General features: G+C 65.3%; 4 protein-coding genes. 1 reads left to right on the forward strand and 3 read right to left on the reverse strand.

Going from position 1 to position 16,660, the window contains the following annotated elements; translation table 11 throughout:
• The 3 genes from DU475_RS13175 to DU475_RS13185 all read right to left on the reverse strand — a co-directional run.
• Nucleotides 1–4,676 (reverse strand): Ig-like domain-containing protein (locus DU475_RS13175; protein WP_164632392.1); only part of this gene is annotated, 4,676 nt, incomplete at its 3' end.
• Between the two features lie 148 nt (nucleotides 4,677–4,824).
• Nucleotides 4,825–5,595, reverse strand: coding sequence for a DeoR/GlpR family DNA-binding transcription regulator (locus tag DU475_RS13180; RefSeq protein ID WP_235677259.1), 771 nt, complete (start codon nucleotides 5,593–5,595; stop codon nucleotides 4,825–4,827).
• A gap of 445 nt (nucleotides 5,596–6,040) precedes the next feature.
• Nucleotides 6,041–14,368: an ExeM/NucH family extracellular endonuclease gene (locus DU475_RS13185; protein ID WP_164632393.1), complete on the reverse strand. Its 8,328-nt coding sequence runs from the start codon at nucleotides 14,366–14,368 to the stop codon at nucleotides 6,041–6,043.
• A gap of 510 nt (nucleotides 14,369–14,878) precedes the next feature.
• Here DU475_RS13185 and DU475_RS13190 point away from each other — a divergent pair.
• Complete coding sequence (locus DU475_RS13190) at nucleotides 14,879–16,657, forward strand: type I secretion system permease/ATPase (protein ID WP_164632394.1); 1,779 nt, start codon at nucleotides 14,879–14,881, stop codon at nucleotides 16,655–16,657.
• Nucleotides 16,658–16,660: the final 3 nt, after the last annotated feature.

Consider the following 16,660-nt stretch of genomic DNA (forward strand, 5'->3'; position numbering starts at 1 on the left):
GAGCCGCCGTCGAGGCTGTCGTCACCGGCACCACCGAACAACTTGTCGTTGCCGGCGCCGCCGGCGATGACGTCGTTACCGCCGCCGCCGTTGATCACATCGGCGCCGTTGCCACCGGTGACACGATCCGCCCCCTCGCCGAGGACGAAGCTCTCGATGCCGGTGAAGTGGTCGGTACCGATGCCTGCACCGGTCGCGGTACCGGTCGTGAAGCTGATGGTCACGCCCCCGGTGGCGTCGGACAGGTCGAGCGTATCGAAGCCGGCGCCGCCGTCGATGGTGTCGTCGCCGGAGCCACCGCGCAGCACGTCGTCGCCGCCGCCGCCGATCAGGGTGTCGTTGCCGGCATTGCCGACGAGGGTGTTGGCGTTGCCGTCGCCGATCAGGGTGTCGTTGCCCGAACCGCCGAGCACGGTTTCGATGTTGCGCAAGCTATCGTAGCCGATCTCGTCGCCGGAGGCCCATCCCGACGACAGGTCGGCCACGAAGCCGGCGCTGTCGGCCGTGTAGTCCGCCACGTCGTGACCGTCACCGCCGTCGAGTTCGTCATCGCCAGCGCCGCCGACGAGAATATCGCTACCCGCACCGCCGATCTGCTCGTCGTCGCCGTCTCCGCCGACGAGGATATCGTCCCCGTCGCCGCCATCGATCCGGTCGTCACCGGCGCCGCCGTCGATCGTGTCGTTGCCGGCGACGCCGAAGACTTCGTCGTCGCCCTCGCCCGCCGCGATGACATCGTCACGCGACGTCCCATTCAGGACATCATCGCCCGGCGTCCCGACCGGGGGCTCGGGCTGCGGCGCGACTATCACAGTCACGTTTGCCGTTGCAGTACCTCCGCGCCCGTCGGACACCGTGTAGCTGAAGGTCGCATCACCCGAGAACCCTTCGGCCGGAGCGAAGACGACATTGCCGACGTCGTCGAGCGAAACCGTGCCGCCGGTGCCATTGGCCACCGACAGGATCGCCAACGGATCGCTGTCTGCGTCATTGTCATTGGCGAGCAGAGTCGATGCTCCGATCGTCAGCACGGTGCCGTATTCCGTCCCTAGACCGACGTCGTCGGACGCCACCGGTACGGTATTGGGCGGGCTGATGGTCAGGCTCTGGGTTGCCGTATCCTTGCCGCCACGCCCATCATCGACCACGAAGGTGAAGCTGTCCGCGCCGACATAGCCAGTCGTTGGTGTGTATCGGTAAGTGCCATCGCTGTAGACCAGCACCGAACCGTGCGACGGCCCCTGCCCGAGACTGAACACAGGTGCGGCCCCTCCATCGGCGTCGGACGCGGTGAGCTGACCGATGATCAAGCTATTCACCAGGCCAGCGATGTGCCCGTCGGTCGCGTCAGGAGAACTATTGGCCGGCAGGCTGTCGCCGGCGTTGGCGATCTTGACGAAGTGGACGTCGTCCAGCGCGACGCCGGCGCCCCAAGAGTCCGCCACGCCGGTGTCGACGAACTCCAGCCGGTTCGAACCATTCCCGGAGCCCCCGATCACGTCGAAGCTCAGCGTCGCCCAATGAGCGGAGGTCTGCGGCGGCAGGCCGCTGAAGACGACCTGACCGTTCCATAGCACGGTGACGCCGTCGTCGTAGCGGACATTGTCCGAGTCCGAGAGCGAGAAGCTCACCCGGTAGATTGCACCGGTCTCAACGCCGGTGATCGTTTGGCCGAGCTTGTTCCGCTGTGCCAGATTGGAGCTGTCGAGGTCGATCCAGAACTTCCCGTCCTTGGCCTGGATCCCGCCGTAATTGTCGAGATGCTGCTCGATCCGGTTGACGTTGGTCCAGCCGACGATCTGCTTGTCGTTGTTGCGGTAGCCCCAATCGGAGCCGCCATTGTAGTTGCCGGACTCGCTGATGTCCTCGAAGCTGCCGTTGACGATCAGGTCGGTGCCGATCGCAACCTCGGACGAGGACGATTTGATGGTCAGATCCAGCGTCGCGGTATCCTTTCCGCCACGCCCGTCATCCACCAGGAACGTGAAGCTGTCCGTGCCGGAGAAGCCGGTGGTCGGCGTGTAGCGATAGCTGCCATCGGTATAGACGAACACCGTGCCGTGGGACGGACCCGTGTCGAGACTGTAGATCAGCGAGCCGCCAGCGTCCTGATCCGATGCCGTGAGCCGACCCGTGATGACGGCGCCCTTGAGCCCCTCGGCATGATCGTCCGTGGCAATCGGAGCGTGGTTTGCTGGCAGGGCATCACCGGCGTTGACGACCTTGACGAAGTGCACGTCGTCCAATGCCGCGCCGGCGCCCCAGGAGTCGGATACGCCGGTGTCGATGAATTCAAGCCTGTTGGTGCCGTTGCCGGAGCCGCCGACCACATCGAAGCTCAAGGTCGTCCAGGCGGTGCCGGTCTGGGGCGGCTTGCCGTCGAAGATCACCTCGCCGTTCCACAGCACCTTCACACCGTCGTCGTGGTTCACCGTATCGGAGTCGGACAGCGAAAAGCTCACCCTATAGGTCGCGCCGGCCTCGACATGCGCGATCGACTGACCGATCCGGTCGACGGTCGTTCCCGTCTGCGAATGGTCCATATCGATCCAGATCCGACCGTCCTTGGCGACAATGCCGCCGTAGTTGTCCCAGTGCTGCTCGATGCGCTTGTTGTTGGCATTGGTCCAGCCGACGATCTGTCCGTCCGGGTTGCGGTAGCCCCAGTCACCGGTGCCGTTGTTGCCGGAGGATTCGCTCAGATCCTCGAAGCTACCGTTGACGATCAGGTCGGCGCCGACCGGAATGCCAGCCACCACCGTCAGGTTGACCGCCTGCTCGACGAAGCCGCCATGTCCGTCATTGGCAAGGAAGGTGAAGCGATCCTCACCGACAAATCCGTCGGCCGCAGTGTAGCGATAATTGCCGCCCACGTCGAAAGCGAGAGCGCCATGCGCCGGGCCGTCGCCGACGGTGTAGGTCAGCGCGTCACCGTTGGCGTCCACCGCCGCAACCTTGCCGTTGAGGGGCAAAATCTGGCTGACGACATGATGCGTCTCGTCGGCCACCGGCGCGACATTGCCGGGTGCCGGCAGCACCGGGTCGGACAGCTTGACGAGATGAACGTCGTCGAGTTCTGCGCCGAAGCTGCCGCTGGCGCCTTCGAAGATCAGCTCGTTGGATCCGTCGCCGGCGCCACCCGTGACGATGAAGTGCAGCTTGCTGCCGGCAGCCGAGGGAATCCCCTGATAGAGTACCTGGCCGCCCCATTTGACGCTGACACCGTCTTCTCCCGTCGGCAGATCAGCGAGCGAGAAGCTGAGGCGATAGACCGCGCCCGTCTCGGCGTTTTCGATGTGCCGGGTCAGGACTCCGCCGCCGAAGTCGCCCTCCGCGATCAGGTCGGTGCCGACCGCAATGGTCGATGGCGTCGCAAAGGCCGGCGCGGAAGCCAGCACCGCCTCGAGGCGCGGCAGCAGCGCCGCAATCTCGGCATCCGTCCCGGCGACGGCCATCGCCGCGAGCTGGGCGCCGGTGAACGTCACGCCATCGGAGGTCGTTATCGACCCAGGCTGGTGGGCCGGATCGACTCCGTCACGGAGGATCAGCGCATCATTGCCGGCGCGCACGATCAGATGATTGTCCATGCGGATCACATCGACGCTCGCCGACGTCACGCCATCGAGGCGGATCGTGCTTGCGCTGTCCAGCGACACCAGGTCGATCCCGTCGCCGGCGTGGAAGATCACCTCGTCACCGGTCGCGACGATGACGTCGTTGCCGACGCCGCCGGTCAGCACATCGGTGCCTTCGCCGCCATCCAGGAAATCGTCGCCGCTCCCGCCGATCAGTTGATCGGAGCCACCAGCACCGAACAGCAGATCGTTGCCAGCGTCACCGTAGATCACGTCGTTACCGGCCCCTGCACGCACGACGTCGTCGCCGTGCATCGCGTAGACCTTGTCGGCACCGGTGGTGCCGTTCACCACATCCCACTGCTCGGTGCCATAGACGACGTTGGTGTTGTTGACGAGCGCCTCGAGCGCAGGACGCGCCAGTTGGGTATTGTCGTTGATGATGCCGTCGACGCCGAGATTGAGCGCGTTCCGGACGTCCGCAACGGTTCCGTCGACGGTCCAGCCGTTGACCTTCAAGCCGGCCGCGTGGGCTGCTGCGACCAGCTCCGACGTCAGCGACGCCATCGTCGGCGCGACACCATCCGCATAGGTCGCGTAGCGCGCGATGCTTTCGGCGGTGAGAGCGCTGCCTGTCAGTTGCACCAGCGGGAGTTCGACGCCGTACTTGGTAAACAGCGTGTTGCGAACGAACGGCAGCTCCGATCCGAAGGTTTGAAACACGATCCGCTCCGGGTCGGCGAAGTCGTGAGCCACCAGAACCTTGATGATCGCCTCGGCGGTCGCATTGTCGGCGGCCTTGTTCTCGATCAGGATGCCGAGCTTGCGACCGGTTTCGGTCTCCATCGTCTTGGTCAGATCGATCAGTTCGTCGAGCGTCACGATCGACGGCACCTGCGCCTTGACTTCCGCATAGGTCATGTTGGCGATGCCGCCCGACAGATCGTCATGATAGCTGACCACCACGCCGTCCTTGGTCAGACGGAAGTCGGTCTCGACATAGTCGGCGCCGTAGTTGAATCCCCAACGATAAGCGTCGATCGAATTGTCGGTGTACGGGTTGGTGCCGCGGTGCGCGTAGAGAGTGACATCGACAGACATGGCTTCGTCTCCAGGGGGTAAGCAGGGGATCGTTGAGGCAAGAAGGGACCATCCCCGCCGCAGAGCTGTGCGGCGGGTTGCGAACGTGAAGGGATGTTGGTCAGCCGCGCTCCATAGGAGCGCGGTCGTTTCGTCGGGACGCGGGCGTTCAGTCCGTCAACGAACTCCTGACGAACTGAACGCCGGATTGATCCAGGATGCGCCGGATTTCGGGGGGCGGATCCGCTTCGCAGAAGACGGCGTTGACCTGGTCGATGCGGCCGCCGTGAACGTGGGCGGGACGCATGAACTTCGAAGAATCCAGCACGAGATAGGAACGTCGGCAGTTGCGCAGCATCGCCTCGCGCAGACGAACTTCCTCCTCCGAAAAATCGAGCAGTGAGCCGTCCGCGTCGATGCCGCCGACGCCGAGGATCGCGATATCGACCTTGTAGGCGGCAAAGAAGCTGTCGACCGAGGGGCCGCAAACATCGAGGTCGCCGCCACGCACCGTGCCGCCGGCGATCGCCAGCGTGAAATCCGAGTTCTGCCCGATCATCAGCGCGAGCGGCAGATTGTTGGTGACGATCTTCAGACGGCGATGCGAAAGCAGCGCCTCGGCCACGAACTGCGACGTAGTGCCGATCCCGAGCGACAGGGAATCGCCGTCGTTCACATAGCGGGCCACCGCGGCAGCAATGCTCTGCTTGGCTTCGCGGTTCAGCACGCGGCGATCCTTGAATGTCAGGTTTCCACTTCTCGCCACGCTTTCGATGCCGCCGTGCCGCCGACGCGCCAGACCCTGATCGCACAGCGCGACGAGATCGCGGCGGATCGTCTGGGTGGCGACGGAGAAGCGCGCCGCCAACTCGTCGACGGAGATGAAATCCCGGCTGCGCAACATCTCGGCGATCGCCGACTGGCGCGAAGATCCGGTCACTGCGTTCAAGGGAGCATCTTGTTCGTTCATATGAACTTGGTACACGCGGTCTGTGACGTCGGTGAGACGGTTAATCCGTCTTTACGATTTCCCCTCTGTTCGAGGCCCCTCCGCCAATGCGCGGGGTGCCGAACCTGAGAAATTTCAGTGAATTGTGGCACATGAGGAGTCGCAAGCACCACCGGGCGCATGCGACCGAACCTGTTCGCGGCGGAGAGCGAACGCATGAGCAAGCCCGCCCGACAATCTCGGCAGATCAGGTTCGATCATTCATTTGAGCGTCAGATGAGCATCAAGGCTTTGGAGCCCGAAGCGCGATCTCGACCTCACCTGGCAGGATGGCCAACCTGCGGTGGCTTCCGGGTCGCAACAGAAACGCTGCCTTCTCGCGCCAGGGCCACGGAAAGCTGCTGCGTTCCGTGGCCCTGTAATCGTTCGCGGCAGATCAGACGAAGCGGAAGTCGTCTGCGGCGAGCGAGCCGATCTGCGTATTGGTCAGCGTCAGGCTGTTGTCGGCATCGAGCGTCACGACGACATCGTTGCCGACCTGCGTGGTGTGCGACATCACGTCGGTGAAGTTCGCAAACATGCTGCTGGAGAACTGCAACACGTCGGCCGAGCTGCCCTTGGTGGCGAAGTCGGTGACGATGTCCTTGCCGAAGCCGGCCGCGAACACGAATACATCCGCCCCCGAGCCGCCGGTCAGGATGTCGTTGCCGGCGCCGCCGGTGATGATGTCGGCGCCGGAGCCACCCTTGATGATGTCGTTGCCGGCACCACCGTTCAGGATATCGTTCTCCGAACCGCCATCGATGTCGTCGTTGCCATCGCCGCCGGAGATGATATCGACGCCCGAACCGCCCTTCAGCGTGTCGTTGCCGATGCCGCCGTCGACGACATCGTCGCCCGAGCCGCCGTCGAGGCTGTCGTCACCGGCACCACCGAACAGCTTGTCGTTGCCGGCGCCGCCGGCGATGACGTCGTTGCCGCCACCGCCGTTGATCACATCGGCGCCGTTGCCACCGGTGACACGATCCGCCCCCTCGCCGAGGACGAAGCTCTCGATGCCGGTGAAGTGGTCGGTACCGATGCCTGCACCGGTCGCGGTACCGGCCGTGAAGCTGATGGTCACGGCCCCGGTGGCGTCGGACAGGTCGAGCGTATCGAAGCCGGCGCCACCATCGATGGTGTCGTCGCCGGTGCCACCGCGCAGCACGTCGTCGCCGCCGCCGCCGATTAGGGTGTCGTTGCCGGCACCGCCGAACAGCAGATCGTCCCCGAGGCCGCCGTGCAACACATTGGCCCCGTCCGTGCCGATCAGAGTATCGCCAAACGCCGTGCCAATGGCATTCTCGACGCTGAACAGATGGTCCGCACCCGGCAGGTAGTCGGGATAGTAAGCCCGTCCGGCGCCGAGATCGACCGTAAGCCTGAAGTCGATCAGGCTGTAGTCGATGGTGTCGTCACCGGCGCCGCCATTGTAGCGGTCGAGACCATAGCCGCCGATGAACGTATCGTTACCGGCGCCGCCGAACACCAGATCGTTGCCCGTGCCGCCGGCGATCGTATCATTGCCGTCGGTCCCGGTGTGCAGGGCCCAGGTGCCGTCGCCAAAGCCGAGCTGTTCGACGTTGCTCAGCTTGTCGGTGCCGTCTGTCCCGGCCTGATCGGCGATGGTGATCGAGCCATCGGTGTTCAGCACCATCGCGTATCCGGCAAGCGCACCGGTGAAGGTCGCGGTGTCCGCGCCGGCGCCGCCATCGATGGTGTCGTCACCGGCACCGCCCCTGATCAGATCGTCGCCGTCGTTGCCAAACAGGGTGTCATTGTCGGCCCCGCCATCGATCTGATCGTTGCCGGCGCCGGCGTAGATGTAATCATCACCATCACCGCCGAAAAGCACGTCGTCGCCGCCATAGGTGTAGTCCATGGCGATGGTATCGCTGCCGGCCCCACCATCGATCACGAAGCCCCCCGCGGCGGTCGAGAGCGCGACGTCGTCACCGGTACCGAGCAGGATCGTGCCGGTCACCGTAGCGCCGACATAGAGGTTGACCTGGTCATTGCCGGCCCCCATGTCGATCGCCGAACCGCCACTCGCGACGATCGATCCCGAGTTGTTCAGAGTGTCGCGGCCGCCGCCCATCGAGATGCCACCGACGATCCGGCCCGACGCGTTGTTGCCGACGAAGTCCTCGTAGTCGCCGACGAGGTTGATCGCCTCGTTGCCGCGCAGGTCGAACCGGGCAGCGTCCGCTGCCGAGACCCCTTCAGGCCCTCGGCCGTCGCCCTTGATCAGACCGTCGTTGACGATGATCGTCGCCCCCAGAGCATTGCTGTTGCTGGAGTTGTCGACCTGGATCGCCCGACCGTAGCCGTAGATCTCGCCAGCCGCATTGTTGACGATGTCGCCGCCGCCGATTGCGATCGCCTCGGAGACGTTCGGTTCGCCGTCGTGATAGCCTTCGGCGCCGAGACCCGAGATCTTGCCGTAGTTCAGCACCTGCACCAGACCATCGACGTCGATAGCGTCGCCGTCGCTGTCGGACAGCTCTGCTGATCGGCCTTCCATCACCCCGTAGTTGGTGATGAACGCCTTCTGGGCGAGCGACCCGTCGGTATCGAGATTCACCGCCGAGCCGTTGCGGCCGATCATGGTGCCGTGGTTGACCACTGTGACGGCATTGTCGCCGGTCACGACATGGCGCGCGCCTTCCAGCAAACCGCCGGCATAGTTGGTGACCTTGCCGCCGGTGTCGCTCTGGAAGTCGATCAGGTCACCGCCGCCGACGAAGCTCGCGTCGGTCGTGATCGTGCCCCAGTTGTTGACGACGCCGTCAGTGCCGGGGCGGATCACGTCGGTGTTGGTGCTGTGCTGGCGGATGACGCCGCCGGCCAGGTTGTTGATCACCGCCGAGGCGCCGTTGTTGTCGAAGCTTCGGAAGTCCAGCACGCGGCCGGCGGCTTCGATGAGGCCAGCGTTGTTGATGGTGATGGTCGCGTCGGCATGCCCGGCCTGCTGCGGGGTCACCGTGCCGCGGACCGCGCCGCCCGCGGCGTTGTTGAGCGTCAGCGAGCCGGTCGCCCCCGCGGCGATGGTGAGCGCCCGGGTCGAACCGTCGATCTCGCCGGCATTGTCGACGATCGCATCGCCGCCGCCCTGCCAGACGAGGGCGTTTCCGGATACGCCGAGCTTTCCGCCCGCCTCGATCACGATGCGGTCATTGTGATCCACCACGATGCTGGAGTTCAACGTCGCGCCTTGCTGGACGGAGACGCGATCGTAAGCCTCCGATGCCGCCACCGACCAGTTGCCTTCGGCCACCCGCAGGTTTTCGACGTCGAGCGTCGCGGCGAGCGAACCGGTGCCACTGCCGATCAGCTTGATGGTGTCGTTGCCGTCGCCGCCGTCGATCGACGTCGGAATGCCCTCGTCGGTCGAGACGACGATCAGGTCGTCACCGTCACCGCCGTCCGCGCTGTCGCCTTCTCCGGCCACGAGTTCGTCGTTGCCGCCACCGCCCTGCAGCGTGTCGTAACCGTCGCCACCGATCAGGACGTCGTCACCATCGCCGCCGAGCAGGGTGTCGTCACCCTCGTCGCCCGCCAGACGATCGTCGCCGGCTCCGCCGTCGAGCGTATCATCGCCGGCGCCGCCCGCCAGGACGTCGTCGCCCTCACCGCCGTCCAGGGTGTCGTCGCCCTCGCCGCCGTCGAGATTGTCATCGCCGCCGAGCCCGATCAGCACGTCGTCTCCGCCGAGGCCGGCCAGCCGATCATCACCGGACGAGCCGGTGAGCTCGTTGTCGCCCTCGTCGCCGGCCAGATCGACCGGCATGCTGAGCAGCACGGTATCGGTCCGGTAGTCCAGGTTCTGAATGCGGGAGTCGTGGGCACGGTCGGTGTCGGCCTCGCCATAGGCCGTCTCGGAGTACTTCGCCGCCATGTATTCGGCGAAGGCGTCCTGCTCGGTACCCTCGGCGGCGAAGTTCGCCCGCTGTCCGGCGTCGGGCACCAGATCCGGGGTCAGGTTCACCGCATTGGCGAACGCCGGATTGGCCGCGATGAAGCTTGCGAACGGATATCCGTCGCCGCCGGTGAGCAGGAAGCTGAGGGTCACGACCCGGATCGCCATGTTCGGATCGACGGCGAGCTCGCCGTTTTCCACCAGCGTCAGCACCGGCCGTCCGCTCTCGTCGAGCAGTGCCGCCGACTGCACGCGATCGCCGACCGGGAAATCCTTGTCGAACGAGAACGCGATGCCGCCGACCTGAGCGAACTGGCCGGGGGTGGCGGTCGCCGTCGTGGCCGCGACCGCGTGCTCGAGCACCTTAAGCAGTTGATCGGCGGTCACCGTCACCATCGACAGCGCGTTGTTGAAGCGAAGCGAATTGGCGATGTCGAGCTGCGAGACGTCGCCCGCCTCCTTGCCGACACTGGCGTTCGCCAGCGGCGGGTTCTCCACCGCGTCGCCGCCGACCGCATAGACGTAGCCGATCGAGTCGCGGACGCCTCCGCCGTTCTTGATCGACACCAGCACGGCGGGATCGACCTTCTGGGCGTACCAGAGGTTGGCGTCGGCGGAGAGGTTGCCGAGATTGGTTTCCTCGGTGCGAACCTCGCTACGGCGACCTTCGAGATAGACGTCGGTCTTGCCGAAGATGTTGCCGTCCTGCGCGTCGATGACCCCGCCCACCGCCTGCGCGATGTCGTTGACCAGATCGCCGCGGCTACCGTCGGCGAACGGATCGGCGTCGTCGGCATCGACGTCGCCGTCATTGTCGACATCGACCGTGGTGTTGCCGTCGTACAGCGAGGAAACCACTTCTTCGGTGCTGGCATAGGCGCCGTTGACGGCGGAGTTGGCGGTGTAGATCACGTTGCCCTGGGCATCGAAATCGACTACCAGCCGGCCGACATAGGAGTACTCGCCGGAGGTGTTGACGATCAGCGTGGTGTTGCCGTCGGCATTGGCGGTGACGATCGGATAGGTGTCCGCCGCGGCGTCGCCGGCGCGGAGAACGTCGGTCTCGTCGGCCAGCAGCGTGTGCGAGCCGCCGGCGATGATGACGTCGACGCCGTGCAACAGCGGCGCCAGTGCCTTTTCCAGCGCGAGCTGCTGCAGGTGGCTCACCAGAATGATCTTGTTGATGCCCTGCGCCAGCAATCCGTCGATTGTCGGCTGCAGGATCGCCGCCAGCGCCGCCATGTCGTCGACATTGTCACCGATCACTTCGACGCCGCCGGTCGACGAGATGCTCTGGACGATCTGTGTGGTCGCACCGACCACGCCGATCCTTTCGCCGCCTTCCTCGATGATGGTGGCCGGCGCGATCTTCTTGCCGATGCCTGCGGCCGGCGGGAAGCCGGAATAGGCATTCCCGTTCTGGACAGTTCCGGTATAGACCGACGCGAGGTTGGGATCGGCGGAGAAGTCCAGATTGGCGGCCAGATACGGGAATTGCGCGCCCGGATAGCCGCTGGTCTGCTTGATGATGTCGGCGAACGCCTTGGTGCCGGCATCGAATTCGTGGTTGCCGATCGCCGACGCCTGGATGCCGATGATGTTGAGCATCGCCATATCGGCGGTGCCGAAGCCGGGCGAGATGCTCAGCTGGCCGCTCACGAGGCCGTAGTAGCTCTCCAGTGCAGTCTCATAGACCTCCTTCAGCGAGGCGTCGCTGCCGGCGTTGAAGAACGGGCTCGGGATGAAGTTGTCGCCCGACGACAGCGTGATCGAGTTCGCGTAGGTGTCTTCGAGATAGTCGACGATCGCCGCGAAATTGCCGGCGCGACCCACCGCATTGAGGCCCGCTTCGAAATCGGAGGCATGCAGGATTTGCAGCGTGTAGGCCACGTCGGACAGATCGTCGCCGAGATCGAGCCCGATGATGACCGGATCGTGGTCCGACACCCGCACCGGCTGAGTGCCGTCGAAGATCGCGGTGTCACGACCGTAGTCGGTGTTGTAGTCGAGCGCATCGGCTTCGTCGGCATTGATGTGCCAGGTGGTCACGCCCGACACCTGCGAGCCGAGGCTGCCGTTGGTGAAGGCGTAGTCGAGCGTCCCGGTCTGGCCGTCGAACACGTAGGAATAGGCGCCGTTCTCGCGGCTGTGCAGATTCTCGAAGCCCGCGGTCTCGATGATCTTCGTCGACTGTTCCTTGGCGTAGCCATTGAAGTCGCCGAGCAGCATCACGTCCGGATCGTTGGAACCGGTCGGGTCGCTTGCCGCCCACGCGGTTAGCGCGGTGGCGGCCAACTCCCGCTGGTTCTGCCAGTTGCCTTGTCCGTCGCCCTGGTCGGCATCGACGCCGGTGCCGGTGCCGCTCTTCGACTTCAGATGATTGGCGATCGCCGTGAAGGTCTCGCCGGTGGATAGCTCCTCGAAGGTCACTGCCAGCGCATTGCGGCTGGTATTCTCGCCGTCGAAGACCGCGCCGACGGTGCTCTGAGCGGTCAAGCCGCCGAGGCCGAGACCCGGCAGGTCGGCATCGCTGAGCGTTTCGACGGTGGTGCCGTCGGCGATCTTCACCGATGTGGTCTTGTAGATGAAGCCGACGGCGATCGCGTCGCCCCCGACGAACTGCTGGCCAGGATCGACCCAGGCATAGACGCCGGCACCGGCCTGGGCGTTGAGGCGATCGACCAGATACTTGATCGCGTTTCCGGACGACGAAGCGGAGAAATCGTTCTCGAGCTCGGTGAGCGCCAGCACATCGACGTTCATCTCGAGGATGGTTCCGACCAGTTTTTCGGTCTGCCGGGCGAACTCGGCGGCGTTGTCGGCACCGCGCGGCGCCGCGCCGATCGCGGTGGCGCCGCCGTTGTCGAGCGTCGCAAAGTAGTTGAGCACGTTGAAGCTCGCCACCTTGAGGCGACCGTCGACGTCTTCCGGCGCGGGAGTGCGCGGTGACTCGCTGGGCGCGAAATTGTTCGTGTCGTCCTCGACCGAGCGGATCCGCCAGGTCGCGCCCGACGCCGAATTGCCGGCCCACTGATAGTCGAGCACGCCGGTCAGCCCGGTGATGCTATCGCCCATTCGCACTGCGTTCGCCGTGCCGTAGTTCGGAGTGGTGGCCGGATCGTCGTTCGGATCGAAGCCGTCGAGATTGCCGATCGCACCGTTCTGAATGTTGACGCCGTCGTCGTAAGTGATGGTCCGGGTGCCGAGCTCGGCCAGATAGGCCTGGTAGCCGGCCGCATCCGGATCGTGATCCTGGGTGTATTGCGCCGGACGATCGCCCGCCACGAGCTTGATCTCGCCGAAGCGATCGAGGTTGAACTGCTCGGTCACGGTCAGCTTGTCGCGGACGGTGACCAGCATGCCCTCATAAGCTTCGAGATCCGGCTGATAGTCGCCGTCCTGGCTGAAGGTGGTGCCTGCGGCCGGCAGATTGATCTCGACGGCCATCGTGTTGATGTCGGTCACAGCGCCCGCCTGAACGACGGAGATGCTGCTGGCGGTCAGTTCCGTCAGTCCGAAATACTCGCTGATCGAACCGGTGACCCGGATGCGGTCGCCGACACTGACGTCGGCCGCGCTGCCGTAGACGAAGATCGCTTCCGAGGTCAGCACGTTGCCGTCGGAATCCGTGACTTCCTCCTGCAGGTAGAAGCCGTTCAGATTGCGGCTGTTGTCTGCATCGCCGTTCTGGAAGTCGCCGACCACGATCGCTTCGACCGTGACGGTCTGTCCGACCATCTGGCTCGCCGCGCCTTCGCCCTGGATCGCGCTGATCTTGGTGATGCCGACATCGTCGTTGACGATCGTGCCGGTCGCCGTCGCGGCGCTGCCGATCGTGGTGGCGACGGATGCGGAATTGGCGACATTGTCCAGCGTCAGCGTGAAGGTCTCGTTGGCTTCGTCAGCCGTGTCGCCGGCCACCGCAATGGTCACGACCGCGGACTGCTGCCCGGCCGGGATGGTACCGCTGAAGCTGACCGGCTTGCCGCCGACGAAATCGGCTGCGTCGACCTGGTTCGACGCGATCGAGCCGGAGAACGCAACGTCACCAGTGGTGCCGCCGCTGCGATCGACGGTGAATTTGAAGAGGGTCGATCCGGCGTTGCCCTCGTCGTGCGACACCGCAATCGAGCCCGGCGCGAAGGCGACGCTTTGGGTTTCGACCGGCGACGGCGACGAACTGGTGACGCGGATGTCGTCGATCCCGACCCACTCGTCGTTGCCGGCCGCATTCGTGGTCAGCACCCGAACCTGCAGATCGCTGCGGCCGTTGACCTCGGCCGGGAGAAGCAGATCGAACGGCGTGACCTGGGTCGCGGCGCCCTTGGTGGTCACGTCGGCCGCGTAGCCGCCGGCCACGTTGGTCCACGGCCCGCTCGAACCGAGCCGGTACTGCACCGCGACCGACTGAAGCGCATCGTCCGTGCTGCCGTCGATATCGCGCGCGTTGAAGCTCAATCGCACGTCCTGCCGGCCGGTCGCATCCAGATGGATCACCAGGCTCGGCGCGTCGGCGGTTCCCGAGCCGTTCAGCGCAATGGTCGGATTCGCGATCTGGAATTCGGCGACGCCACCATTGGTCAGCGTATTCGGCGCGGTCTGGTTGGCGAGCACGTCGACTGCGCCGAGATCGGCCGCGGTCAGCGAACGCGGGTCCACAGCAGTGGGAGTGCCTGCGTTGATGTCGCCGAGATAGCCGACGATCGACGCGACGTCGCTCCAATTGTCGTCGATCGTAATCAAGCCGGTGTTGGACCAATCCTGCACGAAATCGCCGTTCGCCAGGATATGAGGGGTCGTCGACATGTATCGCCACTCCAGCGCATGAGAGAAAGGCGTCGCAGATCACCGCCTCACGGCAGGCGTGAGGGCGCGGTCCAGGACGGACAGTTGGTTAACAAGACGTTAATGTCGGGTTGATAGAATGCGATCGGTTACAGATCGGTGACCGGCTCTTTACGGGACGACGAAGTCACAACTTGCGACGTTTCATCGATGCCGCCGAACGAACGAACTAACAGCTTCGAACCGCGCAGCGGGTTCGGCTTCGCTCCTGCGACAATTCCCGGACGATTCATCGCGTTACTGTCGGCTGCCCGGCATCGCGACGGCCCCGACGGCTCGGCTTCGACGGCGGACCGAAACCACGTCGTGCGCACGGCGGGGGCGGCGTTTGGTCGCAGGACACCGGACTACGACGCGAGCCCTGCGATTTCCGCGGCGATCCGACCTGTCATGTGACTGACGTTGAAGCCCGCTAACGAACGCCGACCGCGATCGGCCATGACGGTCCGACGTCGTTCCGAATTGAGTATCATGACCGCAGTATCGTCAGCCCCGCCGCCAAACGCGTCTCGGGACCTCCCCTCCACCGCGATCGCCTCGTGCACGAGCGCCTTTCTGGCGGTCGGACTGTTTTCGGCGGTGCTCAATCTGCTGATGCTCACCGGCTCGATCTACATGTTGCAGGTGTATGATCGGGTCATCCCTTCGCACAGCGCGCCGACCCTGATCGCACTGTCGATTGCGGTGGCGGCAGCCTATGCGCTGCAGGGCCTGTTCGACTTGCTGCGCCAGCGGATTCTCACCCGGATCGGATCGGCGTTGCACGCAGCGCTATGGCAACCGGTAGTCTGCAACATCGTGCGCGGACCGCTGCGAGGTGGCGGCGCCAATCGCGGCCTGCAGTTGTCGCACGATCTGGATTCGGTGCGATCGTTCCTGTCCGGCTTCGGTCCGACGACGTTGTTCGACCTGCCTTGGATGCCGCTTTATCTCGCGGGCTGCTTCCTGCTGCATCCCTATCTCGGCTGGACGCTGGTCGCGGGCGCCGTGCTGCTGTTCGGGATCGCGCTGCTCACCGAGTTGCTGACCCGCGCCCCAACTCGCGACTCCTCGCGCGCCGGCGCGATCCGCGGCATCCAGTTGGAAGCCGGCCGGCGCAATGCCGAGATCGTCGCTGCGCTCGGAATGGAGCGGCGACTGATCGCGCGGATCGCCGTCGCCAACGACGATCTAGTCGCCGCCCAGCAGCGCAACGCCGATATCGCCGGATCGCTCGGTGCATTGTCCAAGACGCTGCGGTTCATGCTGCAATCGGCGCTGCTCGGCATCGGCGCGTACTTGGTGATCGAGGGCCTCGCCAGCGGCGGCGTGATGATCGCGGCGTCGATCATGGGCAGCCGCGCGCTCGCCCCGGTCGAGCTGGCGATTTCGATCTGGCGTCCGTTCCTCGGCGCGCGACAGGCGTGGCAACGATTGCGCGCGGCGCTGGGCAGCGGCGACGCTCCGGCCCCCGAGGTGGCGCCCGAGCGCGCCGTCAGACGCCTCACGGTCGATCAGGTGACGATCGCCGCGCCGGGCGGCACCAGCGCGATCGTGCACGGCGCCTCGTTCGCCCTCGAGGCCGGACAGGCCGTCGGCATCATCGGCCCATCGGCCGCCGGAAAGTCGACGCTGGCGCGGGCGCTGGTCGGAATATGGCCGATCGCACGCGGCGAGATTCGTCTCGACGGCGCCACTCTCGATCAGTGGCCGGCGGAAAGCCGCGGCGGCATGATCGGCTATCTGCCCCAGGACGTCGAATTGTTCGACGGCACGGTGGCGGAGAATATCGCGCGCTTCGATCCCGAGATCGACGAGGCCGCCGTGATCGCGGCGGCGAAGGTCGCCGGCGCTTACGACATGATCCTGAAGCTCCCGAAGGGGTTCGAGATGCGGATCGGCGAAGCCGGCGCCACGCTGTCCGGCGGCCAGCGTCAGCGGATCGCGCTGGCGCGTGCGCTGTACAAGGATCCGTTCATGGTCGTGCTCGACGAGCCGAATTCGAGCCTGGACGCCGAAGGCGATGCTGCGTTGACCGACGCGATCCGGCGCGTTCGCGCGCGCGGCGGCATCACCGTCATCATCGCGCATCGGCCGGCGGCGCTCGCCGCGGTCGATCTGGTGCTGACTTTGGCGGCCGGCCAGGTGCAGGCTTTCGGCCCGAAGGACGAAGTGCTGCGCAAGTCGCTCGCGGCTCACCCGGCGGCGAGCGGAACATCGCTGCAGGCGGTGCCCGACCCGCGTTCGGCGCCGGCTGCCGCCGTCAGTTGAGGA

Source organism: Rhodopseudomonas sp. WA056 (assembly GCF_010906995.1).
GTDB classification, from domain to species: Bacteria; Pseudomonadota; Alphaproteobacteria; order Rhizobiales; family Xanthobacteraceae; genus Rhodopseudomonas; species Rhodopseudomonas palustris_G.